The organism is Tessaracoccus terricola (genome assembly GCF_054776555.1).
The window spans coordinates 481,870-508,722 of the sequence record NZ_BAAHBS010000004.1; the positions used below are offsets into that span (position 1 = coordinate 481,870).

Here is a 26,853-nt window from a genome sequence, read left to right on the forward strand (position 1 = left end):
CTACACGGCGTCGACGGTGGGCTCGGCCACGTCGGCCGTCGTGGACCGGTGCTGCAGGAGCCGGTAGGGACCCTGCAGCTTCAGCGCCGCGAGCAGCGGCAGCACCGCGGCCGCCACACCCACGAGGAACCCGCGCAGCACGAGACCCCACAGCGAGTCCCACGGAATCTCCAGGAACGGGTAGCCCATGTTCGCCAGGCCGCGCTGCAGCCCCCAACCGGCGATGGTGCCCGCGGCCGTGCCGACGAGGCCTCCGACGGTGCCCATCAGGATGGCCTCCAACGCCACCATGGCGCTCACCTGCAGCCGGTCCATGCCCACCAGGCGCAGGGCCCCGAACTCCGGTTTGCGTTCCTGCACGGCGATCAGCAGCGTTCCCGCGATCCCGATGATGGCGATCCAGGTCAGCAGCGTGAGCAGGGACCCGACGGTGTCGGAGGCGGCCGCCAGCGCCTCGCCCCGGGCCGCGGCCAACTCGTCAATGTCCTGGACCCGCAGCAGGGGGTCGGAGGAGGTGATGTCGAGCAGGATGGTGCGGAGTGTGCCGACGTCGGCGGTCCGGGCGAGCTCCAGCGCGACGAAGTCGTCGACGTCGGTCACGCCGCGGTCGGTGAAGGTGCCGCGCGCCGAGATGACCGGGGGCAGGTCAACGCCGCGGGCGGGTTCGAAGATGCCGACGACGCGGACCTCCACCCGCTGCTGGTTGATCACCACGTTGAACGCGTTGCCCCGCTCCAGGTCTGTCGCCGCCGCGTATTCGGCCGAGACCATGATCTCGTCGACGGCCTCCAGCTCGCGGCCGTCGGTGACCTCGTAGTTCACCACGTCAGTGAGGGTGCCGGGCATCGCCACCGCGAAACGGACGGGGTCCCCGCCCCGCAGCGCGGTCTGGATGCCGTACGTGGTGACCTGCTCCACCCCGGGCAGGGTCGCGGCGAGCTCCCCGACGCCGCGGTTGAACCCGCCCTCGGCCGAGGAGGTGACGAACAGGTCGCCGTGGATGTTCTCGGGCAGGTCGTGCTGGGCCGAGGCCCGCCCGGACGCGCCGAGCACCGCGAAGGTGGCGACCAGGCCCACGCCGAGGACCAGCGCGGCCGTGGCCTTCGCGAACCGCACCGGGTGGCGGGTGACGTTGCGGGCGGCGATGGTGCTGACGTCGCGCAGCAGCGGCCGGCCCGCGAGCCCCACGAGTCGCACGAAGGGTGCGCCCAGGACGGGGGTGGCGATGGCGGTGCCCACCAGGACGACGACGGCGCCCAGCAGCGCCCACGCCCACGGCAGGGGCATGCCCGGCAGCACGGTGCCGACGGCGAGGAGGCCGACGCCGACGGCCACGAGCCCGACGCTGGTCCACGCGGCGTCGCTGAAGTGCAGCCGGGGACGCGGGATGAAGGGGCGCGGCGGGAGGGCCTCGGTGAAGGAGACGGCGGTGGCGTGCCGGTGCGCCGCGAGGACGGTGATCAGGACGCCGAGCCCGATGCACAGCCACGCCTCGGTGGTGGACAGGTCCGGGATGACGGCGCCCAGCGCGAGGCCGTGCTCCCGTCCGAGGTCGTTCAACCGGTCCGCCAGCGACTGTCCGATCGGCATGCCGATCGCGGACCCCACCAGGCCCAGCAGCAGGGCCTCGACGAGGATCGGCAGCGCCACCTTGACCGGGGAGGCGCCCAACCGTCGCAGGAAGGCGGCCTCGGGGCGGCGGCGGGTGACGAGGTGTGACGTGGTGGTGCTGATCAGCGCGGCGGCGATGCCCAGCGTGACGAGCCCGGCGGCCCACAGCCCCACCTGGGCGATCGTGAGCCGGGGGTAGAGCTGGAACTGGGTGGCCGAGGCCACCTGGCCGCCGTCGACGATCTGGTACTCCGACGGGATCAGGTCCCGCATCTCGGAGATGATGGCGTCGACGTCGACGTCGGGCCCGTCGTCGAGGTCCACCCAGATGCTGTTGAAGCCGTCCTTGCCGGCCTGGAAGTGGGTGCGGGCGGCGGCCTCGCTGAACAGGGCGTAGCTGGCGCCGGCGGGGCGGTCCCCCTCGAGGGCGACGACGCCGACGACGACGGCCTCGATCGACGGGTGCGGCCCGGTCCGGGCGAACGCGACGGTGTCCCCGATCTCGAAGCCGCTGCGCTCCAGCGTCGGCCGGTCCAGCACCACCTCGTCGGGTCCCTCGGGTGCGCGGCCGTCACTGATCGCGATGTGCGCCCCGCCCTCGTCGTCGGTGGGCAGGAAGCTGCCCGTGATCGTCGGGGCCAGCTGCGGCTGGAGGAGTTCGCCGTCGCTGGTGATGGGGAACAGCACGTCGCCGCGGACCTGGCCGCGGGCCCGGGTGACTCCCGGGATCTCGGCGACGTCGGCGACGGTGGTGGCGGACAGCGGCGGCGGCGCGGACACCGCGTCCACGGCCACCAGCGAGCCGGCCGGCACCACCGTGACGTCTGCGGCGGTGGCGGCGACGACCCCCTCGGTGGTGGTGCGGACCAGGGCGTTCAGGGACAGGGCGGCGCTGAGTGCTGCCACGGAGATGATGATGGCGCACAGGCACATCAGCACCTGCCAGAGGCGGGTGCGGAGCGTGTGGAGGCTGGCTTTCCACATGGGTCAGCCCTGCGACATGGCGGTCGCCCTGGCGTCCAGCTCCGCCAGCTTGGTGAGGACCTTCACGGGGGTGGGGGAGCCCATGTCGGCGACGATGTGGCCGTCGGTGAGCACCAGCGCCCGGTCCGCGCGGGCGGCGACGATCGGGTCGTGGGTGAACAGCACCACCGCCTGCCCCGTCTCGTCCCGTGCCCACTCGAGCAGGTTCATCACCTCGCCGCCCTCGCGGCTGCGCAGCCGTCCCGTGGGCTCGTCGGCGAGCAGCAGGGAGGGCTTGGCTAGCAGGGCGCGGGCGACGGCCAGCAGCTGCTGCTGGGTGGGGGTGAGGGCCACGGGCGGGTGCTGCAGCAGGTCCTTGAGGCCGGCGGCCGCGACGACGGAGTTGTACCACTGCTTGTCGGGGCGCTTGCCGGCCAGGGACATCGGCAGCAGCAGGTTCTCCCGGGTGGACAGGGTGGGAACGAGGTCCGCGCTCTCCAGCACCAACCCGATGTCCATCCGACGCAGCCTGGTCAGCTCCCGGTCGGAGAGGATGGCGAGGTTGTGGCCGCCGACGGTGACCTCGCCGCTGGTGGGCTGGTCCAGCCCGGCCAAGATGTTGCACAGCGTGGTCTTGCCGGCACCGGAGGGGCCGAGGACGGCGGTGATCACGCCGGCCCCGAAGGATGCGGTGATGCGGTCGAGCGCGAGCGTGTCCACACCGTCGTTGCGGTGGACCTTGCGCAGGTCCAGCACGTGCGCGGTGAGGCCGGGGGAGGTGGATTGCATCGACATCATCCTGGGATCTTCTTCGTCTCGGGCGGCGGTCAGGTGACCTGGTCGGGGCGGGAGTAGGCGGCTTCCGTGACCCGCAGCAGCGCGTCACGGATGAGTCTGGCGCGGGCGGTGCCCACGCCGTCGAGTTTCATGAGGTCCGCCACGGAGGCCCCGAAGAGCTCCTGCAGCGGGTAGCGCTCCACCAGCTTGTCCACGAGATTGGTGGGCAGCCTGCCGACTGCGGTGAGCAACCGCACGCCCCGGGCCTTCACCAGGGTCTCCAGGTAGGCGTTCGGGCCGAAGCCCAGCCGCTCGGCCACCAAGGAGGTGCTGAGGAGTTCGTCGGCGGAGAAGTTCTCGAGGCGCTCGAGGGTGAACAGTTCGGGCTCGTCCAGGTTGTGGGCATAGTCCTCGCGCAGCAGTTGGGCGAGGTGCTCGAAGGAGGCCATCAGCTCCTGGTGCTGCAGCGCGGTCAGGCGCCCCTCCACGCCGAGCGTGTCGATGTGGAACTGCATCTCCTGGGAGAGCCGCCGCACCATCTCGTAGCGGTGCGAGACCTGCACCAGGTCCCGGATGGTGACCTGCTCGCCCACCTCGAGCGCGTTCAGCTGGTCCAGCACCGCCTCCAGCCGCGTGACCACGCGGGCGAGGGTGGCCAGGGTCTGGTTGGCGCGGCTGATCATCTGGTCCGTGGTCTCGATGACGTGCCGGTGGCTGTTGATGAACAACGAGATGGTGGACATCGACGCGGAGACGGTCACCACGGGCAGGCCCGTCACCTGCGCGGTGCGGTCCGCGGAGCGGTGGCGGGTCCCGGTCTCGGCCGTGGGCAGGTCACCGGCGGGCACCAGGTGGACACCCGCGGCGACGATGCGGGTCAGGTCCGAGGACAGGATGATGGCGCCGTCCAGCTTGGCCAGTTCGCGCAGCGCCTGTGGGGTGAAGTCAACATTCAGCTGGAACCCGCCGCTGGAGACCTGCTGCACCTTCGAGTTGTTGCCGAGAACCACGAGCGCGCCCGTGCGGCCGTGCAGGATGCGGTCCAGTCCTGCGCGCAGGGGTGTACCCGGCGCCAGGAGGCGCTGGTACTGCCGCAGTTTCGGCCGTGTCAACATCACTCCTGTTCCTGTGTCCGACGCTGGCTCCTGCGCAAGTCTAGGACCCCGAGCGCCTCGGCGAGGCTGCCGACCTCAACCACGCGCAGCCCGGCGAGTCGCGGCACCTTGACGGTGACGTCGCGGGACCCCGTGGGGACCAGCGCCAGTTCGAAGCCCAGCCGGGCGGCCTCGGCCAGCCGGCGTTCCACCCCGGGGACGCGACGCAGGTCACCGGCGAGCCCCACCTCGCCGAGCGCGAGCAGCCGCTTCGGGAACTGCGTGTCCAGCGCGGCGGAGGCGACGGCGATGGCCACCGCGAGGTCCACCGACGGCTCGGAGATCCGGGCGCCGCCCACCGTCGAGACGTAGACGTCCTTCTGGGACAGCGGCAGCCCGGCCTTGCGTTCCAGCACCGCCAGCACCATCGCCATCCGGGACGAGTCCAGCCCGTGCGTGGTGCGCTTGGGTGAGGCGCGCTCGGGCGACGGGGCCACCAGCGCCTGCACCTCCGCCAGCAGCGGGCGCCGGCCCTCCATGGTGACCGTGACGCACGTGCCCGGGACCGGTTCGTTGTGCACCGTGGTGAACAGGCCCGACGGGTCCGGCACCTCGACGATGCCGTTCTCGTTCATCTCGAAGCAGCCCACCTCGTCGGCGGGGCCGAAACGGTTCTTGGTGGCGCGCACCATCCGGAAGCCGGAGTGGCGGTCGCCCTCGAACGTGAGCACGACGTCGACGAGGTGCTCCAGGGTGCGCGGGCCGGCGATGGAACCGTCCTTGGTGACGTGGCCGACGATCAGCACGGACATGTCCTCACGCTTCGCCACCCGCGCCAGCGCGCCGGTGACCTCCCGCACCTGCGTGGTGCCGCCGGGGGCGCCCTCGGCCTGCGCCGTCGCGATGGTCTGGACCGAGTCCACCACCAGCAGCGTGGGGCGGACCTCCTCCACGTGGCCCAGCACGGTGCCGAGGTCAGTCTCGGAGGCCAGGTACAGCTCGTCGTGCAGCGCGCCGGTGCGGGTGGCGCGCAGCTTCACCTGCGAGGCCGACTCCTCGCCCGAGATGTAGAGGGTGCGCTCCCCGGAGGCCGCCCACTTGGCGGCGACGTCGAGCAGCAGCGTCGACTTGCCCACCCCCGGTTCGCCCGCCAGCAGCACCACCGCGCCGGGCACGAGGCCCTCGCCCAGCACGCGGTCAAGTTCCGCGATGGTGGTGAGGCGGCGTCGGGTCTGGTCCGTGTTGACTTTCGAGATGGGCACGGCAGCCGACGTCGGCGCCGAGGATGCCACCTGCTTCAGCTTGGGGGCGCCGCGCTCGACGACGCTGCCCCACGTCTGGCACTCACCGCAGCGCCCGACCCAGCGCACGGTGGTCCAGCCGCACTCGGTGCACTGGTAGGAGTCCTGTTGTTTCGCCACGCTGCGACTCTACGTGGCCCCACCGACAGTCGACGACGTCGTCCCACCGCCTGTGGAGAACACCCTCAGATGACGACTTCGCCCTTCGACGGTGAGGTGAACTTCACCCGGTTGATGCCGGGGGCGCCGTTGGGAGCCACCAGCTTCAGCTGGACGCCGTCGAGTTCGTTCTCCACCGGGGTGTCGAGCCAGTCGGAGAGCCGCTCGGAGGAGCCGGAGATCTCGATGGCCTGGAGGTCCACCTCGGCGGGCAGTGCGCTGGGGCGCAGGGTCTCGTCGGAGACCCATTTCAGGAAGTACGGCAGCTGCGGGTCCGCGATCAGGCCCTTGATACCGATCTGCTGCCACTCCAGCAGGCGGCCGTCGGGGAAGTGCCGGGAACCGGGCACCGACGAGCGCTCCAGGCGGGCCTCGTAGGGGGAGAGGTCATCGACGCTGACCACCCATCCGAGCCAGCCGCCACCCATCTCGGAGCGGGCGCGCACGGCCTGCCCGAAGGGCGCCTTCTCTGCGGCGGGGTGCTCGAGCACCTCGACCACCTCGATGTAGCGGGCGCCGGCCAGGGGGATGATGTGGTTGCGCGTGCCGAAGCGTGGATGGAAGCCCCCATCCTTGAACTCGGTACCCAGCTCAGCGGCGAGTCGCTCGGCGTCAGCTCTGAGACCGGCGGGGCCAACTGCAAAAATCAAGTGGTCCACATGCATGCCGCCATTGTGCCCCCACCGGCCCCGTAACTCCCAATCGGGTCCTGCTTGCCGCCCCGGGCGTGCGGCCCTGCCCGCGCGTGTAGGGTTGCAACGTGTCCACGTCGAAAGTGCTCCTGTCGACAACCTCGGTGTACCCGGAGTCAACGGCAAGTGCCTTCGAGCTCGCGGGGAGGCTCGGCTACGACGGCGTGGAACTGATGGTGGGGATCGACCCGCTGGCCGCCGACGTCGACGCCGTCGCCAAGCTCGCCGAGTACCACGGGGTGAAGGTGTACTCCGTGCACGCCCCCGTCCTCCTGGTCACGCAGAACGTGTGGGGCAGCGACCCGTGGGAGAAGCTGGAGCGTTCGGGCGAGGCCTGCCGGCAACTGGGGGCCGACACCGTGGTGGTGCACCCGCCGTTTCGGTGGCAGCGCGAGTACGGGGCCGGCTTCGTCGATGGCATCCGCCGCCTCAACGAGTCCCACGACGACGTGACGTTCGCCGTCGAGAACATGTACCCGTGGCGCACGCCCGGCGGCGGCTTCCAGGCCTACGTGCCGCACTGGGACCCCACTGACCTGGACTACGACCACCTCACCCTGGACCTGAGCCACGCCTCCACCGCGCGGATGCAGTCCATGCAGCTCGTCCACGCCTGGGGAGACCGACTGCACCACGTCCACCTCACCGACGGCCGCGGATCCTTCAAGGACGAGCACCTCCTGCCCGGCGAGGGCGACCAGGACGCCTGGGACGTGCTGGCCGAACTGGGCAAGGCCGAATGGGGCGGCCACGTCTGCCTCGAGGTCTCGACCCGGCGCGCCCGCAGCCGCCACGAGCGCGAGGTGCTGCTGGCCCAGATGCTCGAGACCTGCCGCAAGGTGCTCGCGAAGGGAGCCCCAGCGGATGCGTAGGATGCAGGGTCTCGTCCAGCGCGCCATCCGCTCCGAGCGGCTGAGCCGGGTGGCGCAGGAGACCGCCGTTCGTGACCTGGCGCTGGCCTGGTTCGCCGGCGAGCACGTCGACGACGCCGTCGCCACCGCCGCGGACCTGAGGCGCAAGGGCCTGTCGGTCAGCTTCACCCACCTCGGCACCGACTGCGGCGACACCCCCGTCCAGCTCGGCCGCCTGCTCGACGCGCTGGGCGACGACGCCGCCGGCGCGGAACTCTCGGTGCGCCCCTCCACCATCGGCCTGCGGGAGTCCACGGACCTGGCCCGCGGCACCCTCGTCGACCTGTGCGGCGCCGCGGACGACGCCGGCGCCACCATCACGCTCGAGATGCAGGGCCACCCCGAGTACGCGCAGACCCTCGCGCTGTACCGCGACGTGGTACGGCACCACCCGAGCCTCGGCGTCACGCTGCCCGTGGACCTGCGGCGGGCCGAGCGCGACGCCCGGGACCTGGGCCGCGACGGTGCCCGCGTGCGCCTGTGCATCGGCACCTACCCGACCCCCAGGCCCGTGGCCATCCGCTCCGAGCACGAGAAGTCGTTGGCGCTGGTGCGCTGCCTGCGGATCCTGGTTGAGTCCGGCGCCCACACCATGCTCGCCAGCCACGACCCCCGCATCATCCACATCGCCCAGGAACTGGCGCACCGCAACAACCGCACCCCGGAGGACTTCGAGTTCCAGATGCTGATGGGCGTGCGCCCACTGGAGCAGCGGCGCCTGGTGGACATCGGCATGCGCTGCCGCACCTACATCCCGTTCGGCCCCGCCTGGTACGAGTACCTGGCCGGACGGATCGCCGCCCGCCCGCGGACCCTGTGGAACTACGCCCGAGCCATCCTCGACAAGCGATGACCGCGGGGGAGATGGAGACGGCCACCGCGCCGTCGGGGATGAGCCGCATGCTGCGCATCGAGATCCTCGTGGTGCTGGGGATCTCGCTGGGCCAGTCCGCCATCTACTCGGTGCTGCGCATCATCAACCGGCTCACCTACGAGGTGCCGCTGAACCAGCAGACCACCACCATCAACTCCTCGACGACCCCGGACCGGCCGTGGCTGGACCTCGCCTACCAGGTGGCCGGCACCGTGTTCCCGCTGATGCCCGCCGTGCTGGTGCTGTACTTGTTGTGGGCGGTCCACCGACCCGAGGGTGGCCCGTTCGGCGCCATGGGGTTCGACCTGCGCAAGCCCGGCCGGGACCTGGCCATCGGGTTCGCCACCTTCGCCGGCATCGGCGTCGCCGGCCTCGCCTTCTACCTCGTGTCCCGCGAGCTGGGCATCAACACCAACGTCTCCCCGGCCAACCTCGAGGCGGCCTGGTGGACGGTGCCCATCCTGCTGCTGCGCGCGGCCATGAACGGCATCCTCGAGGAGGTGGTGATGCTGGGCTACCTGTTCACGCGTTGGCGCCAGAGCGGCGGCGGCGTCGTCGCCATCCTCGTCGGCAGCGCGCTGGTGCGCGGCGGCTACCACCTCTACCAGGGCTTCGGCGGGTTCATCGGCAACGCCGTGATGGGCGTCCTGTTCGGGCTGATCTACCTCAAGACCAAACGCGTCATGCCGCTGGTGATCTGCCACACGCTGCTCGACGTGGTCGCCTTCGTCGGCTACGCCCTGCTGGCGCCGTACCTGAGCTGGCTGTAGCGGCGGGTGGCGACGACGTCGTCGCCGGTTGCTCGACGCTGCCGCTGCCGTTCAACGCTACCGCTGTCGCTCAGCGCTATCACTGTCGTTCAGTGCTACCCCTGTACGGGTAGCGCTGAGAGGTAAGGGTGGCATCCACGACAGAGGTAGCCTCGAGGCCCCCCGCACGGCCAGGGGTACGTCTGGCGAGACTGGTCGAAGAGGCGCACCGGTGGCCACGACTTGTTTCGACGCCGTGACAGCGGCCTCACTTCCCCTCCGGCGACGGTGTGAGGACTTTTTGTCCTCGCCGTCACGGAGGCGCGGATCCACGTAACACCCGACTCCTAGCTTGTTGGCAAGGCCGAACGACAGGAGTTCGAACATGGCGCAGACCGACGCGAAGGACCGCTCCACCGCGCTGGCGGGGGCCGCCCCGTCGCCGCTCGTCCGCAGGGCAGGACGCAGGTTGGAGGGCTACGACCCGGACAACGGCGCGCAGTGGGCCGCCGAGGGCAGGGCGATCGCCCGCCGGAACCTGCGCTGGTCGATCTTCGCGGAGTTCCTGGGCTTCGTCGTGTGGCAGTTGTGGGCCATCACGGTGGTGTTCCTGCCGGAGGTGGGGTTCCGGCTGACGACGGCGGAGACCTTCTGGCTGATCTCGGTGCCGTCGCTGGTGGGTGCGGTCCTGCGCGTGCCCTACACGTTCATGGTGGGCATCTTCGGGGGACGCAACTGGACTGTGGTCTCTGCGCTGCTCCTGCTGGTCCCCGCCGTCGGACTCGGCGTCGTCGTCGGCAACCCGCAGACGCCGTTCCCGGTGCTCCTGCTGGTGGCGGCCACCGCCGGTTTCGGCGGCGGCAACTTCGCCTCCTCCATGGCCAACATCACCCACTTCTTCCCGGCCCGGGAGAAGGGTTGGGCGCTCGGCCTCAACGCCGCGGGCGGCAACCTCGGTGCCGCGGTGGCCCAGTTCGCGGTGCCCGTGGTCATCACCGTCGGCGCCGCCGGTGCCCTCCGGTTGCCGCTGGCGGGCTGGATCTGGGTGCCGGCCATCCTGCTGGCCGCCGGGGGCGCCTGGTTCTTCATGGACAATCTCGCCCAGGCCAAGGGCGACGCCGCGGGCTCGCTGGCAGCGGCCCGGGAGCCCCACTTCTGGGTCCTATCGCTGCTCTACGTGGCCACCTTCGGCTCTTTCATCGGCTTCTCCGGGGTGTTCCCGAAGCTGATCGCCGACACCTTCCCCGGGTACTCGACCCTCAGCGTCGGGGCGGCGTCGGTGTCGCTGGCGTTCCTCGGACCGCTGGTCGGGTCCATCGCCCGGCCGTGGGGCGGCAGGCTGGCCGACCGCCGCGGCGGCGCCCGGATCACCATGGCCGCCCTCGCGGGTCTGGCGGTGCTGGCGCTGCTGGTGGTGCTCACCCTGCCGCTGCGCAACTTCTGGCTGTTCCTGGCCCTGTTCCTGCTCCTGTTCGCGGTGGCCGGCCTGGGGAACGGGTCCACCTACAAGATGATCCCCTCGGTGTTCCGGATCCGCGGCGAACGGGGACCCACCGGGGTGCCCGCCGAGCGCAAGGCGGCGGCCGCGCTAGGGCTGGTGGCAGCCGTCGGCGGGCTGGGCGGCTTCGTGATCCCGCAAGTGCTGGCCGCGGCCCAGCGCGCCACCGGCGGCTACGAGGTGGCCTTCGTCGGGTTCATCGCGTTCTACCTGGCCGCAATGGGGCTGTGCTGGGCCTGCTACCAGCGCACCGGTGCGGCGATGGCGGGTGAGAATGTCTGAGGCCGCGACGCACTGCCCCTACTGCGCGCTCCAGTGCGCGATGACCCTCACGAAGGGTCCCGACGGCGTGGGCGTCGCCGGCCGCGAGTTCCCCACCAACCGGGGCGGGCTCTGCCGCAAGGGCTGGACCGCCGCGGAACTCCTGTCCAGGACCGACCGGCTGACCTCCCCGCTGCTGCGCCAGCCCGACGGCACGTTCGCGTCCATCGGCTGGGACGAGGCGCTGGACCGCTGGACCGCCGAACTCACCAGGGCCCGGGCGGCCCACGGCCCCGACTCGCTCGGCGTCTTCGGGGGAGCGTCCCTCACCAACGAGAAGGCCTACGCCCTGGGCAAGTTCGTGCGGCTCGCGCTCGGCAGTTCCCGCGTGGACTACAACGGCCGGTTCTGCATGTCCTCGGCCGCGGCCGCCGCCAACCGCACCCTCGGCGTCGACAGGGGGCTGTCGTTCCCCGTCGCGGACCTCGACTCCGCCCACACCATCCTGCTGCTCGGCTCCAACGTCGCCGACACCATGCCCCCGTTCGTGCAGCACCTGGCCGGGGCGCGGGCGGCCGGCGGGCTGGTGGTGGTGGACCCGCGCCGCTCCGCCACCGCGGAACTGACCGCCGACGGGCAGGGCACCCACCTGCAGCCCCTGCCCGGCACGGACCTCGAACTGCTGCTCGGGATCGCGCACGTCGTCGTCCACGAGAAGCTGTCCGACGAGGCCTTCCTCCAGGTCCGCACCACGGGGCTCGACGCCGTGGTCAAGGTGCTGAACCAGTGGTGGCCCGAGCGCACCGAGCAGGTTACCGGGGTGCCCGCCGGCAGCATCCGCGCCGTCGCCCGCCGCCTGGCGCGCAACCCCCGCGGCACCTACGTGATCACCGGCCGTGGGGTGGAGCAGCACGCCAACGGCACCGACACCGCCACCGCCGCCATCAACCTGGCCCTCCTGTTGGGGCTGCCCGGCGGGCCCGACTCCGGATACGGCACCCTCACCGGCCAGGGCAACGGTCAGGGCGCCCGTGAGCACGGGCTGAAGGCGGACCAACTGCCCGGCTACCGCAGCATCGCCGACGACGCGGACCGGGCCGCGGTGGCCGCCGTCTGGGGTGTGGACCCGGCCGACATCCCCGGCCCGGGCGTGCCCGCCATGGAACTCCTCGGCTCCCTGGGCGAGCCCGGCGGCATCCGGTGCCTGTGGGTGAACGGCTCCAACCTCGTGGTCAGCGTCCCCGACGCCGGCGCCCTCGTGGAGCGGTTGGGCGGCCTGGACTTCCTCGTCGTGACCGACTTCTTCTTCTCCGAGACCGCCGCCCACGCGGACCTCGTGCTGCCAACCACCCAGTGGGCCGAGGAGGAGGGCACCATGACCAACCTGGAGGGCCGGGTGCTGCGGCGCCGCCGGCTGCTCGAGCCCCCTCCCGGCGTCCGCGGGGAGTTGCAGGTGATCTCCGAACTGGCGCGCAGGCTGGGGGTGCCAGGCTTCCCGGCCGACCCGGCCGAGGTGTTCGCCGAGTTGGCCGCCGCGTCGGCCGGCGGCCGCGCGGACTACTCCGCCGTGACCTGGGACCGGCTCGACGCCGGGGAGGCCCTGCACTGGCCCTGCTCCGCCAACCACCCCGACGGCACGCCCCGGCTGTTCACCGAGCGCTTCGGCCACGCCGACGGGCGCGCCCGGCTCGTCCCGGTCCGGCCGCCGGTCGACCGGCCAGGACGCGGTCCGTCGGGCACCCTCGTCCTCACCACGGGCAGGTACCTGGAGCACTACCAGTCCGGCACCCAGACCCGACGCGTGGCCTCGCTGGTCAGCGCCCGCCCCGAGGCGCGGTTGCAGATCCACCCCGCCACGGCCGCCGCCCGCGGCATCACCGACGCGGACCGGGTGGAGGTGGCCAGTGCCCAGGGGACGGCCCTGGTGGGGGTGGAGCTCACCACCTCGATCCGGCCGGACACCGTGTTCCTGCCGTTCCACTTCGCGGGCAGGCAGACGGCCAACCTCGTCGTCGCGGCCCTGGTGGACCCCGTCTCGGGGATGCCCGAGTTCAAGTCGACGCCGGTCACGGTGCGCAGGGTCGCGCCGGGGGAGGAGGCCCTGTGAAGCGCCACGGGACCAGGCCGGGGGACCACGTCCTGGTGGTCGGGCTCGGGCCGGTCGCAGTCCGGCTCGTGGACGAACTCCTCCCGGAGGTGGCGGCGGGGCGGCTGCGCCTCACCGTGATCGGCGAGGAGCGGCGCTCCGGGTACAACCGGGTGCTGGTGGGCGAGTACGCCGTCGGCCGCTACGAACGCGCCGGTCTGGACCTCGTCGACGAGACCGCGTGGCGGGCCGCCGGCGTCCGGGTGCTCACGGGACATGCGGTCAGCTGGATCGACCGCTCCTCGCGGGTGGTCCACCTCGCGCCCGGCGCCGCGGTGCCGGAGGTGGCCTACGACGTCCTGGTGCTCGCCGTCGGTGCCCGCGCCAACGTGCCCAACCTGCTGGGCATCAACCCGGACCCCGCCGCCGTCGCGCACCTGCCGCGCGGCGTGACCGTGCTGCGCACCCCCGACGACGGCGACCAGTTGCGCCGGGAGGTGGCCCGCGGCGGCCGCGTCGTCGTCCTCGGCGGCGGCGTCCTCGGCCTGGAACTGGCGCTGGCCGCCCACGAGGAGGGCTGCCGCGTCACAGTGGTGCACCACCGCCCCTGGCTGCTCACCCGCTCCTCGGACCGGGTGGCCGGAGCGATGCTGGAGCAGGTGCTGGCCGCCCACGGCGTGGAGGTGCTCACCGACTGCGTCGCCCGCGAGGTCCTGCTGCACGAGGACCGCAGCTTCGCGGCACTCGCCCTGGCCGACCACCGCGTCCTCGCCGGTGACCTGCTGGTCCTCGCCTGCGGCACCACTCCGCGCAAGCGGATCGCGCAGGGCGCCGGACTGCGCACCGACAAGGGCATCCTCGTCAACCATGACCTCGAGGCGGACACGGAGGGCCGCGTGTTCGCCATCGGGGACTGCGCCGAGGTGCTGTGCACAGACCACACCTGCACCATCTGCCCGCCCCGCCGCGGTCGCGGCCCCGCCGGGCTGGTGGGGCCCGGCTGGCAGCAGGCCGAGTGGTTGGCCCGGCGGCTTCGCCACGAGCTGGACGAGGTGACCGAACCGCTCGAGCCCCTCGCCAGCACCGAGCCCGACGTCATCCGGTTGAAGGCCAGGGCCGTCTCGTTCGCAGCCGGGGGAGAGATCGACGGCGAACCCTGGGACCCGCCCGGTTCCGGCCGCACCGTCGCGCTCTGGGCGCAGGGCGGCGCCGGCTGCTTCGCCAAGATCGTGGTCCGCGACGAACGCCTGGCCGGGTTCATCGCGCTCGGCCTGCCCAGGGCCGGGGCGGAACTCGCCATGCGCTACGCCGACGGCACCGAACTCCCGGCCGACCTCAGCGTGCTGCTCCGGCTGGACGGCCCCGACGCCGAGGCCCCCGCCGCGATGACCCCCGAGACCACCATCTGCCGTTGCGCCGGGGTCCGCGCCGGAGCCATCACCGCTGCCGTCGAGGAGGGCGCCCGCAGCGTCGACGACATCTGCGCCGCCACGCGGGCGGGCAGCGGCTGCGGCGGCTGCCGCTCGGTGCTGCGGGAACTGCTCGGCACCTCCGCCGTGGAGTGCCCGTGACGGCGGGGCGTGGGCACGAGTCGTCGCCCTCGTCCCCACCAGCGTAGAATCCGCCCCATGCGTGTTGGAGTCTTCGGAGCGACGGGCCAGGTCGGCGCCGTCATGCGGTCCCTGTTGGTCGAGCGGAACTACCCCGTGGAGGAGATGCGGTACTTCGCCTCGGCGCGGTCCGCGGGCAGGAAGCTGCCCTGGAAGGGCGAGGAGATCACCGTCGAGGACGCCACCACCGCGGACTTCTCCGGGCTCGACGTCGCCCTGTTCTCCGCGGGCGGCAGCACCTCCAAGGCCATCGCTCCCCGCGTCGCGGAGGCCGGCGCCACCGTCGTGGACAACTCCTCGGCGTGGCGCATGGACGAGCGCGTCCCCCTGATCGTCTCCGAGGTCAACCCCGGTGACGTGGACCGCGCCGAGATCGGCATCATCGCCAACCCGAACTGCACCACGATGGCGGCCATGCCCGTCATGAAGGCGCTGCACGAGGCCGCCGGCCTCGCCGCCATGCAGGTCACCACCTTCCAGGCCGTCTCCGGCTCCGGCCTCGCCGGCGTCCAGACCCTCGCCACCCAGATCGAGGGACTCGAGCACCCCGAGCGCCTCACCCACGACGGCTCCCTGTTCCAGCCGACGGACCTCGGCCCCTACGTCGAGCCGATCGCCTACAACGTCGTCGCGCTCGCCGGCAACCTCGTCGACGACGGGTTGAACGAGACCGACGAGGAGAAGAAGCTCCGCAACGAGTCCCGGCGCATCCTGCACCTCCCGGACCTGCGCGTCGCCGGCACCTGCGTGCGCGTTCCCGTGTTCACCGGGCACAGCCTCAGCATCCACGCCGAGTTCGACCGCGAGATCACCCCCGAGCAGGCAGCGGAGGTGCTCGGCGCCGCCCCCGGCGTCGAGCTGGCCGACGTGCCCACCCCGCTCAAGGCCGCCGGTGGCGACACCAGCATCGTCGGCCGCATCCGGCAGGACCAGTCCCGCACCGACGGCCGCGGCCTCGTCCTGTTCGTCAGCAACGACAACCTCCGCAAGGGTGCTGCGCTCAACACCCTGCAGATCGCGGAACTGCTCGTCCGATGAGGATCGTGCTCGTCGGTGCCGGTGCCATGGGCGGAGCCCTGCTCAGCGGCTGGATCGCCGGCGGCCAGGACCCGGCCGACGTGGCCGTGGTGGACTCCTACACGCCGCGGGTCGACGAACTCGTGGCCGAGCACGGGGTGCGCGGGGCCGACCTGAACGAGGCCGCCGACGCCGACGTCGTCGTGCTGGCCGTCAAGCCTCACCAGATCCTGACAGTGGCCAAGGCTTTGGGCGGCTCGCTCGGCCCGGACACCGTGGTGGTCTCCATCGCCGCCGGCGTGACCCTCGCACAGCTGGTCTCCGCTCTGCCCGAGGACCAGCCCGTGTTCCGTGTCATGCCCAACACCCCCGCCCTCCTGGGCAAGGGGATGGCCGGCGTGGTCGCCGGACCCGGCACCACCCGGGACCAGCAACTGCTCGTGGTGGGCCTCCTGGACGCCGTCGGCCGCACCGTCGTCACCGACGAGGCCCACATCGACGCCCTCACCGGGCTGTCCGGCTCCGGTCCCGCCTACCTGTTCTACGTCGCCGAGGCGATGATCGAGGCCGGGGTGCACCAGGGACTGACCCGTCCCGAGGCCACCGCCCTGGTCAACCAGACGTTCGTGGGGGCCGCCGCGATGCTCGACGAGTCCGGCGACAGCGCCACCGTGCTGCGGGAGCGCGTCACCTCGCCCGGCGGGACCACGGCGGCCGCGCTGCGCACCCTGGACGACCACGGGGTGCGCGCCGCGTTCCTGGCGGCCGTCGAGGCCTGCGTGGAGCGGGGCCGGGAGATGTCTGCGGACGGCTGAACCCCGGCCCGATCCCGGTCCACGGTGGGCCGCCAGAATTGGTTCCCACCACGGCCGCGGGTTACCATTGGGAGTCTGCCGGAGCACTCCGGCGGCTCAAAACTCACCCACTCCGGGCCCGAACCCGGAAACCGAAAGGCAAACATGGGCTCTGTCATCAAGAAGCGCCGCAAGCGGATGGCCAAGAAGAAGCACCGCAAGCTGCTGAAGAAGACGCGCATCCAGCGCCGCCGCGCCGGCAAGTAAGACCTTGCCAGCGCCCTCGCGGGTCCTGCTGCTGACCCGGACCGGTTGCCACCTCTGTGAGGAGGCCGAGTCCGTGGTCGCAGCCATCTGCGGGGCAGTCGGGGCCGGTTGGCGCATGGTCGACGTCGACACCGACGCGGACCTGCGCGCGGACTGGACGGATCACGTACCCGTGACGTTCGTGGACGGCGAGTTGCATGGGCGTTGGTTCGTAGAACCTGACAAACTCAAGCAGGCGCTGGTTTCGGGGCATCCCGAGCCCATGCCTGCGGACTGGCTACCGTCCGCTTCCGGCCCGAGCTGAGACCAGGGGAGACGTCTGTGAGCGAGATCGAGTTCGACGACAACGATCGTGAACCCGGCGAGGCCACGAGCGGCCCGGGTTCCGTCACCTTCGTCGGGGCCGGCGCCGCGGACATCAGCCTCGTTCCCATCGCGGGCGTTCGCGCCATCAACCAGGCGGACCTGGTGGTGGTCGACTCCATCGAATACGCCGAGGCCCTGGCCGGTGCCGGCATCCGCACCGACGCCGAGGTGGTCTGCGTCGGCGACGACGAGGCCGCGCAACTGATCGCGGCCGTGGACTGCGGGCAGCACGTCGTGCGCCTGTCCCGCGGGGACTTCTACGAGAGCCGCTTCCGCGACGTCACGTTCCGTGCCGTGCTGGCCAAGCACGGGGTGCGGACCCTGGTGGTGCCCGGCGTCAGCCGCTGGGTCTCCGTCCTCACCTACGGCGCCATCACGCCGACGACGGCGTTCGCCTCGCTCGACGCCTCCCGCGGCGCCCAGCCGGAGGACTGGCCGGTGGCGCCCACCGTCATCGTGTGGACCAACACCGAGCACCTCGCGGACATCGCCGCCCAGGGCGCCGAACGGTTCGGCCCCAAGTCCGACGTACTGGTCCTGACCGGCCTCGGCACCAACTCCCAGCGCAGCCGCCTCCACACCTGGAAGGAAGTGCTCGCGGGCAAGGCCGAGGTGGCCGTCGACTGCTACCTCGTCGTGGGCCCCGGCATCGCCGAGCGGGAACGCGAACGCCTCGACTGGTTCGCCTCCAAGCCGTTGTTCGACTGGCGCATCGTGGTGCCGCGCACCAAGGACGAGGTGGGCGAACTCACCGGCCAGCTCACCAGCTACGGCGCAGCCACCGAAGTGGTCCCCACCATCGCCATCGAGCCGCCCCGCACCGAGCAGGCCATGGAGAAGGCGGTCCGGGGCATCGTCGACGGCCGCTACCTGTGGCTCGTGTTCACCTCGCCCCACGCCGTCGTCGCCATCATGGAAAGGCTGGCCGAGTACGGCCTGGACTCCAGGGCGCTGTCCGGGATCAGCCTCGCCGCGGTGGGGCGCGGCACCGTCGAGAAGCTCCAGGAGTTCGGGCTGCGCGCGGACCTGACCCCGTCGGGGGAGAACACCGTCGCCGGCCTGGCGCTGGAGTTCCCCGCCTACGACGACCTGATCGACCCCCTGGACTGCGTCCTGGTGCCCAGCGCAGACGTGAACGTCCAGCCCCTCATCGACGGCCTCGCCCCACTCGGCTGGGAGGTGGAGGAGGTGACCGCCTACCGCACCGTCCGCGCCCTCCCGCCGCCGCCGGAGACCCGCGAGGCCATCAAGACGGCCCTGTTCGACGCCGTCGTGTTCACCTCGGCCACGGCCGTGCGCAACATGATCGGCATCGCCGGCAAGCCGCACGCCGCCATGGTGGTGGCGGCCATCGGCCCGGCCACCGCCCAGGCCTGCGAACTGCACGGCCTGAAAGTCAACGTCGTGGCCACCAGCCCCACCTACGAATCCCTCGCCGAAGGGCTGGCCCGCTACGCCAAGGCCCGCACCGAGGACCAGATCGCGAAGGGCCAGCCCGTCAAGAAGCCCTCCGAGCGCCGCAGGCGCCGACGCAAGACCCCTTCGCCGACCGAGTAGTCTGGCCGGGGTAGCTCAACAGGAGGTGGACGTGGCTGACGAGGCGCGCGTCGTGCACGTGATGCGGCACGGACAGGTGGAGAACCCCGAAGGCGTCCTCTACGGCCGCATCCCCGGGTTCGGACTGTCCGAACTGGGACACCGGATGGCGCAGGAGATGTCCGGGTTCTGGAGCGACGTCCCACTCACGCACCTGCGCTGCTCCCCGCTGCAGCGGGCTCGGGAGACCATGGCACCCACCGCGGCGCTGTTCCCGCAACTCGAGGTCACCACCGACGAACGCGTCATCGAGGCGGAGAACCGGTTCGAGGGCATGGTGTTCGGCAAGGACAACAAGGCGCTGCGCGACCCGCGCATGATCCGCCACGTGCTCAACCCACTCAAGCCCAGCTGGGGCGAGCCGTACGTGGACATCGCCGCCCGGATGCGCGCCGCCATCGCGGACGCCGCCGAGGCCGCCGGCACCGGGGGCCAGGCGCTGGTGGTCAGCCACCAACTCCCCATCGAGATCGCTCGCCGCGACGCCCAGGGCCTCCGCCTGGCCCACCACCCCGGCCGACGCCAGTGCACCCTGACCTCCGTGACGTCGTTCACCGTCCGCGACGGCCGCATCACCGCCGTCGACTACCGCGAGCCCGTGGCACACCTGCTCCCACCCAAGCACGGCAGGAAGTTCCGGGTGGGCACGTGAGGCGCCGGTCGTTCCTGGCCGCCCTCGCAGTCGTGCCGCTGGCGGCCTGCACCGACACCGGGGGACCGGGCGTCGACGACGACACCGTCGGCTTCACCGCCGGCGACGGCTCGTTCACCATCATCCCCGGCGACGAACGCCAGCCGGCCCCGGAGCTCAGCGGAGAGACCCTCGACGGGGAGCAGCTGAGCACCGCCGACTTCCCGGGCCAGATGCTGCTGCTGAACGTGTGGGGGTCCTGGTGCGCGCCCTGCCGCAAGGAGGCACCCGCCCTGGTGGAGGTGGCGTCTCAGTACCCCGAGGTGCAGTTCATCGGCATCAACACCCGGGACCTGGACCCGGCGCCCGCCAATGCCTTCGTGCGCGCGTTCGAGGTGCCCTACCCCAACATCTTCGACCCGGACGGCTCCCTGCTGCTCCAGTTCGGCCAGCTCCCGCCCAAGGCCATCCCCAGCACGCTCATCATCGACGAGCAGGGCCGCGTGGCGGCCCGCGTCCTCGGTGAGGTCACCGCCTCCACCCTCGCCGGTGTGATCGAGGACGTCCGGAGCGCGGCGTGATCCTGTTGGAGTCCTGGGTGAGCGGGGCACTGTCCTCGTCCCTGCTGCTCGCCGTGCCCGTGGCGCTGCTCGCCGGGCTGGTCTCGTTCGCCTCGCCCTGCGTGCTGCCGCTGCTGCCCGGCTACCTCTCCTACGCCTCCGGCCTCGGCGCCTCGGAGATCGCGGAGGGCACCGGCAACCGGCGGCTGCTGGTCCTCGGCACCGTCGGGTTCGTCCTCGGATTCGCCGCCGTCTTCGTGGTCACGGGCGCCGTGCTCGGTGGCCTCGGTACGTTCCTGCTCCTCAACGAGCGCCTGATCACGGCCCTCGCGGGCATCCTGATCATCCTGATGGGGCTCGGCTTCATCGGCTGGCTCCCGATGCCCGCCCAGTGGAAGCCGAAGGCCCCGAAGATGGGGGCTGCGGCCTCCCCGCTGCTGGGGATGGCGTTCGGGCTGGGCTGGACGCCCTGCATCGGGCCCGCCCTCTCGGTGGTGCTGACCCTGGCCCTGACCGAGGGCTCCGCCGCCCGCGGCGGCTTCCTCGCCTTCGTCTACGCCCTCGGGCTGGGCCTGCCGTTCATCGCGTTCGCGCTGGCCTTCACCAAGCTCGCCGGGCACTTCGCCTGGCTCAAGCGCAACCAGCGCACCCTCACCCTGGTGGGCGGCGGCCTGCTGGTCGCCGTCGGGCTGGCCATGGTCTCCGGCCTGTGGACCTGGGTGCTGGGCTACCTGCGCCAGTGGGCCGCGTCGTTCGGGACCATCCTGTGAGCCCCCGCAACCAGCCCGCCGGCGAGGCGCGGGCGATGAGCACCCGGGAGTTCCTGCGGTGGTGCTGGACCCAGCTCACCAGCATGCGCACTGCCTTGGCGCTGCTGTTCCTGGTGGCCCTCGGCTCCGTCCCGGGCTCGATGTTCCCGCAGTACAACATCTCGCCCGTCGAGGTGCAGCTGTACAAGAACGACAACCCCGAGCTCTCGAGGATCCTCGAGCCGCTCGGGATGTTCAACGTCTACACCTCGCCCTGGTTCTCGGCCCTCTACCTGCTGCTGTTCATCTCGCTGATCGGCTGCATCCTGCCGCGCATCGGCGTGTACGCGCGCAACGTCGCCAAGCCGCCGCCCAGGTTGCCCGCCCGGCCCGAGCGGCTGGCCGAGCACCGCACCGGCACCGTGGCCGACGCCCCGGCCGCCATCGCACGAGCGGAGAAGTGGCTGCGCGGCAAGCGCTACCGCACCCTGGCCACGGCCGAAGGCGTCAGCGCGGAGCGCGGCTACTCCCGCGAGGCCGGCAACCTGGTGTTCCACGTCGGGCTGCTGGTGCTGCTGCTCGGCCTGGCCTGGTCCAACCTGCTCGGGTTCCACGGCAGCGCCGTCGTGGTGGAGGGCAACTCGTTCAGCAACTCCATCACCCAGTACGACGAGTTCAGCGCGGGTGGGCTGGTGGACACCGACCGCCTGACGCCGTTCACCGTCGACGTCAACTCCTTCGTGGCCGAGTTCGAGACCGGCGACGTGCAGCGCGGTGCCGCCCGCCGCTTCGACACCGACATGACCGTGCACCACGACGGCAACACCTGGGACCAGCTGATCCAGGTCAACCACCCCCTCACGTTGCCGTCGGGTGAGCAGATCAACGTGATGGGCCACGGCTACGCCGCGCACGTCACCGTCACCGACGGCAACGGAGACCTCGCCTTCGCGGGTCCCGTGGTGTTCCTGCCCCAGGACGGCAACTTCTCCTCCATCGGGGTGGTCAAGGTCCCCGACGCCCGCCCGCAGCGGCTCGCGTTCGAGGCCTTCTTCTTCCCGACGGCGGTGCTGAACGAGGAGGGACCCCACTCGGTGTTCCCGGACGCGCTCAACCCGGAGCTGTTCATGAACGCCTGGTCCGGTGACCCGGCGGTGGAGGACGGCATCCCGGAGAGCATCTACGTCCTGGACACCACCGGCCTCGCCCCGATCGAGGGCGACAACGGCGAGGTGCTGCGCATGCGGCTCGTGCCCGGCTCCGGGATGGAACTGCCCAACGGGCTCGGGACCATCACCTTCGAGGGCTGGTCCCGCTGGGTGAAGCTGCAGGTCAGCATCACCCCCGGCAACACCCTCACCCTCGTCAGCCTCGCCGTCGCAGTCGCGGGGCTGTGCGTGAGCCTGTTCGTGCGTCCCCGGCGCCTGTTCGTGCGCATCACCGACGGCCGGGCCGCCATCGCGGGCCTCGACCGCACCGACGCCGCCAGCGGACTCGACGACGAGGTCACCGGCCTCGCCGAGGCGGTACTCGGCGGACCGATTACCCAGCCCACGGATGACGGGGCAGAATGGGGCGGCGGCACAACGCCCGCCGACCCGCAGGAGGAGGAGCTGAAGTGACACTGTCCGGAGCCTCGGACACGGCGATGGTGATCGCCGCCGTCGGGTACCTGATCGCGTTCGCGCTGCACAGCGTCGAGTGGTCGTCCGCCCGCGGGCTGGCCTCGGAGCGGCCCGCCGACGGCACGGAGGACGCGTCCCGGCTGCGGGTGGACCTGTTCGGCCGGCTCGGGATCGCGCTGACCATCGTCACCGGCATCATCCACGTCGTCGCGGTGGTGCTGCGGGGCGTCGCGGCCGAACGCGCCCCGTGGGGCAACATGTACGAGTTCGTGAGCTCCTCGCTCGCCTTCGCCGTCGTCGTCTACCTGCTCGCGGTCTGGAAGCTGGGCGCCCGCTGGCTGGGCATCGGCGTCACGCTGCTGTGCTCCGTCGGCCTCGGGCTGGCCGTCACCGTGTTCTACGTCGACGTCGCACCCCTCGTGCCGGCGCTGCACTCGGTGTGGTTCATCATCCACATCGTGGCCGCCGCCATCGCCGGTGCCGCGTTCAACGTCGCCGCCATCGCCGCGATCCTCTACCTGCTCAAGCTGCGCTCCGAGGCCAGTGGCGCCCCGGCCCGCGGCTACCTCGCGCGCCTGCCCGAGGCCCGCACGCTGGACCTGTTCTCCTACCGGCTGCACGCCTTCGCGTTCCCGCTGTGGACCTTCACCATCGCGGCCGGTGCCATCTGGGCCCAGTACGCGTGGGGCCGGTTCTGGAACTGGGACCCGAAGGAGACCTGGTCGTTCGTGACCTGGGTCATCTACGCCGCCTACCTGCACGCCCGCGCCACCGCCGGCTGGAAGGGCCGTCCCGCGGCCTGGATCGCGATCATCGGAGTGGTCTCGTTCTGGTTCAACTTCATCGGCGTGAACCTGCTGTTCAGCGGGTTCCACTCCTATTCGGGGATCTGACCCGCCCGGGACCCCCATGGCCGCACCGGATGCCGAGATCGAGCTCCTCGTAGACCTCTACGAGGAGCATGGAACGAGCCTCCACCGGTTGGCGGTGCTGCTGGGCGCCGAGACCGCCTCCGGCCACATCCTGCGCACCGCGCTGCTGTCCCTGGGTCGGCGCGTGAACAGCGTCGTGGACCCGATGGAGCGGCTGGAGTACCTGCAGGAACAGGTGGTCCACCAGGCCCGCAGCGCCCGCGGCTCGGGCGGCGCCCTCACCCTCCCCGACGTCGACGACGCGCGCCAGCAGGAGATCCTCGCAGGCATCCGGACGCTGCCCGTGCGCGACGGCGAGGTGCTGGTGATCAGCCATTACCTGTCCATCTTCGGCCCCGAACTCGCGGGCATCCTGCGGATGACCATCCGCTCCACCAACGCCCGGCTCGAGGAGGCTCTCGACAGGTTGCGGCTCGTCGTCGGCGACCCGACCCCCGGGTCCATGCCGGGTGTCATCGAGTCCCTGTCCCAGGAGGTGACCGCGGCGCTGCGCTCGTCGGCCAGGTCCGTCCAGCCCTCGGGCACCGACACCCTCGCCGCCGAACTCCTCACCCTCGGCGACTCCTCCAAGCGCGGGGTGTCGCCATGGCTGGTGGCGCCCCTGGTGGCGGCGTCGCTGCTGCTGGGGGTTTGGCTCGCCACCGTCACCGCGGCCGGGCAACCCAGCCTGCCGCCGGAGTCGCCCTCACCCAGCCCGTCCGTGTCCGTCTCCCCATCGCCCACCGCCACGGCGTCGCGCTCCATGCCCGCCATGGTCAGGGCCGTGCCGGTGTTCTACGTGGGCCGCACCGACGGGCAGCTCTACCGGGAACTGCGTGACCTGCCGGCCGGCAGGAACCTGATCTCGGCGGCATTGGAGGCGACCCTGTCGCTGGCCCCGCTGGACCCGGACTACGGCTCCGCGTGGGGGCCCGGTGCGCTGATCAGCGCCGAGGTCACCGGCGACGTCCTCACCATCGACCTGACGCCCGAGGCGTTCGAGGGCATCGACTCCCGCGCGCGGGCCCGCAGCGCGGTGAACCAGATGCTCTACACCGCCAGCGAACTGAGCGGGAACCCGGACCTGAGGGTCAAGTTCCTCTCCGACGGCGGCCCTCCGCCCGAGGTGCTGGCCCAGCCGGAGGAGGGCTTCGGGCGCACCGGTCTGAGCCCGATGCCGGCGCTGTGGCTGTCCTCCCCGAAGAACGGCGCCACCCTCCCCGCCGGCCAGGTGGTGATCGCCGGCACGGTGAAGCCGGGAGCCGACTCGCCGCTGGTGACCATCACCGCCGAGGACGGCACCCTCGTCGCCAGCGTGTCTGCCCAGACCACCACCACCGCCTCCGCCGAGGGCTGGCGGGACTGGTCCGTGGTGGTGCCCCTGCAGCCGGGCGCCTTCATCATCAACGCCACCACCGAGATCGTCACCGAGGACGGCGGGGCAGCTCGCGGGTACCAGGAGAGCAAGTCCATCACCGTGCGGTGAGGACCGGCCGTCTCAGCGGGTGACCACCCACCGGGCCAGCCGGAGCGCCACCCGGGTGGGCACGAACCGGTTGGCGTGGGCCAGCAGCTTGTTGCCGGTCCCGTCGATCACGTGGGGGCGACGGCGCTGCAGCGCCTCGAACGTGGTGGCCACCACCTCGTCGACGGTGCGGCGCTGCGCCATCGCCTCCTCGGCGCCCGCGTTGCCCCAGAACGGGGTCTCCGTCGCGCCGGGGCAGATGCACAGCACGCGCACGCCGGTGCGGCGGGTCTCGGCCCACAGGGCCTGGGAGAAGCTGAGCACGAAGGCCTTGGTGGCGGCGTAGGTGGCCATCTCCGGGATCGGCTGGAACGCGGCTGTGCTGGCGACGTTGATGATGGCGCCGCGGTCCCTCGCCAGCAGCTGCGGCAGGACGGCGTGCGTGAGCTCGGTGACCGCTGCGACGTTGAGCTGCACCTCGCCGGCGATCCGGTCCCGCTCGAGGTCCGCCAGCTCACCGTGGCTGGCGAAGCCGGCGTTGTTGACCAGGGTGTGGACCTCCAGGTGGTCCAGCCTCCCCACGAGCTCGAACCGGTCTGCCGGGTCCGTGAGGTCGAAGGGCAGCACCAGGGTCTGGATGCCGTGGGCGCGTTCGAGCTCCACGGACAGGTTGAACAGCTTGTCCTCGCTGCGGGCCACGAGCACGACGTTGGCCCCCTGTGCGGCCAGGTGGCGCGCGTACGCCTCGCCCAGCCCGGAGGAGGCACCCGTCACGACGGCCCAAGATGTAGTCATGCAACCACCCTAGTGTCCGCGGGGTGCCGCCAGGGCGGGCCTCGGTGGTGCGTGCCATGATTGGGGCATGCAGCACTTCGACGTGGCGGTAATCGGTTCCGGCTCGGGCAACTCCCTCATCGACGAGCGGTTCGAGGGGCTGCAGGTGGCCCTCGTGGAGCGGGACGATACGTTCGGCGGCACCTGCCTGAACCGGGGCTGCATCCCCACCAAGATGTTCGTGCTGCCCGCGGACCTGGCGGCCAGCGTCTCCGAGGCCCGTCGCCTCGGCGTGGAACTCGAGTTCAAGCGCGCCGACTGGTCGGCCATCCGGGACCGGATCTTCGGCCGGATCGACCCGATCTCCGCCGGCGGGCTGGACTGGCGCGAACGCAGCCGCAACGTCACGGTCTTCCACGGCGAGGCCCGTTTCGTCGACGCGCACACCCTCGCCATCGGCGAGGACCGGATCAGCGCGGACCAGATCGTCATCGCCACCGGCTCCCGGCCGCGTCCCCTGGCCGCGGAGGTCCCGGAGTCGCTGCAAGACCGGGTCCACACCTCGGACACCGTGATGCGCATCGACGAACTGCCCGAACGGGTGGTGATCCTGGGCGGCGGCTTCGTCGCGGCCGAGTTCGCGCACGTGTTCGCCTCCTTCGGCAGCGAGGTGACACTCATCAACCGATCCGAGGTGCTCCTGCGCGGCGAGGACCACGAGATCTCCACGGCCTTCGCCGAGCAGCTCGGCCGCCGCGTCAACATCCGCCTCAACCAGGTGGTCTCCACCATCGAGGAGGACGAGGACGGGATCCACCTCATCACGGTGGACCGCAACGGCGTCGAGTACGACTACTTCGCGGACCTGGTGCTCAACGCCACCGGCCGCATCCGCAACTCCGAGGCCCTGGACCTCGCCGCCGCCGGGATCGACGTCCGCCCCGACGGGCAGGTGATGGTGGATGCCAACCAGCGCACCAACGTGCCGCACGTGTGGGCGCTGGGCGACGTCTCCTCGGACCACCTCCTGAAGCACGTCGCCAACGCGGAGATGCGCACCGTCGCGCACAACCTCCTGAATCCCGAGAACCTGGTGCGCACGGACCATCGCTACGTCCCGCACGCGGTGTTCTCGGACCCGCAGGTGGCCTCCGTGGGTGCCACCGAGCAGCAGCTGCGGGACTGGGGCACGCCGCACGTCATCGCCCGCCAGCGCTTCGCCGACGTCGCCTACGGCTGGGCGCTGGAGGACCAGGGCCACTTCGTGAAGCTGATCGCGGACCCACGAAACTGGCGCCTGCTCGGAGCCCACGTCATGGGCCCGCAGGCCTCCACCCTGGTGCAGCCGCTGATCCAGGCCATGAGCTTCGACCTGTCCGTGCCGGACATGGCCCGCGGCCAGTACTGGATCCACCCCGCGCTGCCGGAAGTGGTGGAGAACGCGCTGCTCGGGCTGCTCGCCGCCCACCAGCCCGAGGAGATCGAGCACCCGACGGCGGAGAACTTCTGAGC

The 26,853-nt window shown here is 71.6% G+C and carries 24 protein-coding genes; 18 read left to right on the forward strand and 6 right to left on the reverse strand.

The features are described 5' to 3' along the window. The 5 genes from ACYU7G_RS08000 to ACYU7G_RS08020 form a co-directional block, all read right to left on the reverse strand. Complete coding sequence (locus tag ACYU7G_RS08000; protein ID WP_461106556.1) at positions 1 to 2,595, reverse strand: FtsX-like permease family protein; 2,595 nt, start codon at positions 2,593 to 2,595, stop codon at positions 1 to 3. A gap of 3 nt (positions 2,596 to 2,598) precedes the next feature. Further along, a complete protein-coding gene (locus tag ACYU7G_RS08005) occupies positions 2,599 to 3,363 on the reverse strand; it encodes an ABC transporter ATP-binding protein (protein ID WP_461106558.1) in 765 nt (254 codons plus the stop codon). A 38-nt stretch (positions 3,364 to 3,401) separates the two neighbouring features. Further along, positions 3,402 to 4,466 carry a DNA integrity scanning diadenylate cyclase DisA gene (gene disA, locus ACYU7G_RS08010; RefSeq protein ID WP_461107269.1) on the reverse strand — a complete coding sequence of 355 codons (1,065 nt, stop codon included), beginning with the start codon at positions 4,464 to 4,466 and terminating at the stop codon, positions 3,402 to 3,404. After that, on the reverse strand, positions 4,466 to 5,866 hold the full coding sequence (gene radA, locus ACYU7G_RS08015) for a DNA repair protein RadA (protein WP_461106560.1): 1,401 nt from the start codon (positions 5,864 to 5,866) through the stop codon (positions 4,466 to 4,468). The genes disA and radA overlap by 1 nt, the downstream gene beginning before the upstream one ends. 65 nt (positions 5,867 to 5,931) lie before the next feature. Next, entirely contained in the window at positions 5,932 to 6,570 is a 639-nt protein-coding gene (locus tag ACYU7G_RS08020; RefSeq protein ID WP_461106562.1) for a VOC family protein, read from the reverse strand. Positions 6,571 to 6,665: 95 nt separating this feature from the next. Between ACYU7G_RS08020 and ACYU7G_RS08025 the strand changes: the two genes are divergently transcribed. The 17 genes from ACYU7G_RS08025 (at position 6,666) to ACYU7G_RS08105 (ending at position 24,588) form a co-directional block, all read left to right on the forward strand. After that, entirely contained in the window at positions 6,666 to 7,469 is an 804-nt protein-coding gene (locus ACYU7G_RS08025) for a sugar phosphate isomerase/epimerase family protein (protein ID WP_461106564.1), read from the forward strand. Between the two features lies 1 nt (position 7,470). Then, on the forward strand, positions 7,471 to 8,361 hold the full coding sequence (locus ACYU7G_RS08030) for a proline dehydrogenase family protein (protein ID WP_461106566.1): 891 nt from the start codon (positions 7,471 to 7,473) through the stop codon (positions 8,359 to 8,361). Further along, on the forward strand, positions 8,358 to 9,152 hold the full coding sequence (locus tag ACYU7G_RS08035) for a CPBP family intramembrane glutamic endopeptidase (protein ID WP_461106568.1): 795 nt from the start codon (positions 8,358 to 8,360) through the stop codon (positions 9,150 to 9,152). Before ACYU7G_RS08030 ends, ACYU7G_RS08035 begins: the two co-directional genes overlap by 4 nt. Positions 9,153 to 9,516: 364 nt before the next feature. Beyond that, positions 9,517 to 10,911 (forward strand): MFS transporter, encoded by a 1,395-nt coding sequence (locus ACYU7G_RS08040; protein ID WP_461106570.1) that lies wholly within the window; start codon positions 9,517 to 9,519, stop codon positions 10,909 to 10,911. Positions 10,912 to 10,951: 40 nt separating this feature from the next. Beyond that, complete coding sequence (locus ACYU7G_RS08045) at positions 10,952 to 12,997, forward strand: molybdopterin oxidoreductase family protein (protein WP_461106572.1); 2,046 nt, start codon at positions 10,952 to 10,954, stop codon at positions 12,995 to 12,997. Then, positions 12,994 to 14,547, forward strand: coding sequence for an FAD-dependent oxidoreductase (locus tag ACYU7G_RS08050; protein ID WP_461106574.1), 1,554 nt, complete (start codon positions 12,994 to 12,996; stop codon positions 14,545 to 14,547). Before ACYU7G_RS08045 ends, ACYU7G_RS08050 begins: the two co-directional genes overlap by 4 nt. Positions 14,548 to 14,595: 48 nt before the next feature. Further along, on the forward strand, positions 14,596 to 15,624 hold the full coding sequence (locus ACYU7G_RS08055) for an aspartate-semialdehyde dehydrogenase (protein ID WP_461107271.1): 1,029 nt from the start codon (positions 14,596 to 14,598) through the stop codon (positions 15,622 to 15,624). Then, positions 15,621 to 16,418, forward strand: a complete 798-nt coding sequence (gene proC / locus ACYU7G_RS08060) for a pyrroline-5-carboxylate reductase (RefSeq protein WP_461106576.1) — start codon at positions 15,621 to 15,623, stop codon at positions 16,416 to 16,418. The genes ACYU7G_RS08055 and proC overlap by 4 nt, the downstream gene beginning before the upstream one ends. Positions 16,419 to 16,562: 144 nt before the next feature. Next, complete coding sequence (locus tag ACYU7G_RS08065) at positions 16,563 to 16,664, forward strand: 30S ribosomal protein bS22 (protein WP_002550589.1); 102 nt, start codon at positions 16,563 to 16,565, stop codon at positions 16,662 to 16,664. A gap of 4 nt (positions 16,665 to 16,668) precedes the next feature. After that, the gene (locus ACYU7G_RS08070) at positions 16,669 to 16,968 is read left to right on the forward strand and encodes a glutaredoxin family protein (protein WP_461106579.1); all 300 of its coding nucleotides are present in this window, start codon (positions 16,669 to 16,671) and stop codon (positions 16,966 to 16,968) included. A 17-nt stretch (positions 16,969 to 16,985) separates the two neighbouring features. Next, the gene (locus ACYU7G_RS08075) at positions 16,986 to 18,587 is read left to right on the forward strand and encodes a uroporphyrinogen-III synthase (protein WP_461106581.1); all 1,602 of its coding nucleotides are present in this window, start codon (positions 16,986 to 16,988) and stop codon (positions 18,585 to 18,587) included. Positions 18,588 to 18,648: 61 nt separating this feature from the next. Next, on the forward strand, positions 18,649 to 19,278 hold the full coding sequence (locus ACYU7G_RS08080; protein WP_461107273.1) for a histidine phosphatase family protein: 630 nt from the start codon (positions 18,649 to 18,651) through the stop codon (positions 19,276 to 19,278). After that, on the forward strand, positions 19,275 to 19,838 hold the full coding sequence (locus ACYU7G_RS08085; protein WP_461106583.1) for a TlpA family protein disulfide reductase: 564 nt from the start codon (positions 19,275 to 19,277) through the stop codon (positions 19,836 to 19,838). The genes ACYU7G_RS08080 and ACYU7G_RS08085 overlap by 4 nt, the downstream gene beginning before the upstream one ends. Next, complete coding sequence (locus ACYU7G_RS08090) at positions 19,835 to 20,587, forward strand: cytochrome c biogenesis CcdA family protein (RefSeq protein ID WP_461106585.1); 753 nt, start codon at positions 19,835 to 19,837, stop codon at positions 20,585 to 20,587. Before ACYU7G_RS08085 ends, ACYU7G_RS08090 begins: the two co-directional genes overlap by 4 nt. Continuing rightward, positions 20,557 to 22,188 (forward strand): cytochrome c biogenesis protein ResB, encoded by a 1,632-nt coding sequence (gene resB, locus ACYU7G_RS08095; RefSeq protein ID WP_461106587.1) that lies wholly within the window; start codon positions 20,557 to 20,559, stop codon positions 22,186 to 22,188. The genes ACYU7G_RS08090 and resB overlap by 31 nt, the downstream gene beginning before the upstream one ends. Next, a complete protein-coding gene (gene ccsB, locus ACYU7G_RS08100) occupies positions 22,185 to 23,084 on the forward strand; it encodes a c-type cytochrome biogenesis protein CcsB (protein ID WP_461106589.1) in 900 nt (299 codons plus the stop codon). Before resB ends, ccsB begins: the two co-directional genes overlap by 4 nt. A 16-nt stretch (positions 23,085 to 23,100) precedes the next feature. Next, positions 23,101 to 24,588, forward strand: a complete 1,488-nt coding sequence (locus ACYU7G_RS08105; protein WP_461106590.1) for a GerMN domain-containing protein — start codon at positions 23,101 to 23,103, stop codon at positions 24,586 to 24,588. A gap of 12 nt (positions 24,589 to 24,600) precedes the next feature. Here the strand turns inward: ACYU7G_RS08105 and ACYU7G_RS08110 are convergent, their stop codons facing one another. Then, positions 24,601 to 25,362: an SDR family NAD(P)-dependent oxidoreductase gene (locus tag ACYU7G_RS08110; protein WP_461106592.1), complete on the reverse strand. Its 762-nt coding sequence runs from the start codon at positions 25,360 to 25,362 to the stop codon at positions 24,601 to 24,603. A 67-nt stretch (positions 25,363 to 25,429) separates the two neighbouring features. On the opposite strand from ACYU7G_RS08110, the gene ACYU7G_RS08115 reads away from it, so the two are divergent. Next, on the forward strand, positions 25,430 to 26,851 hold the full coding sequence (locus tag ACYU7G_RS08115; protein WP_461106594.1) for a mycothione reductase: 1,422 nt from the start codon (positions 25,430 to 25,432) through the stop codon (positions 26,849 to 26,851). The last annotated feature ends 2 nt before the right edge of the window (positions 26,852 to 26,853 follow it).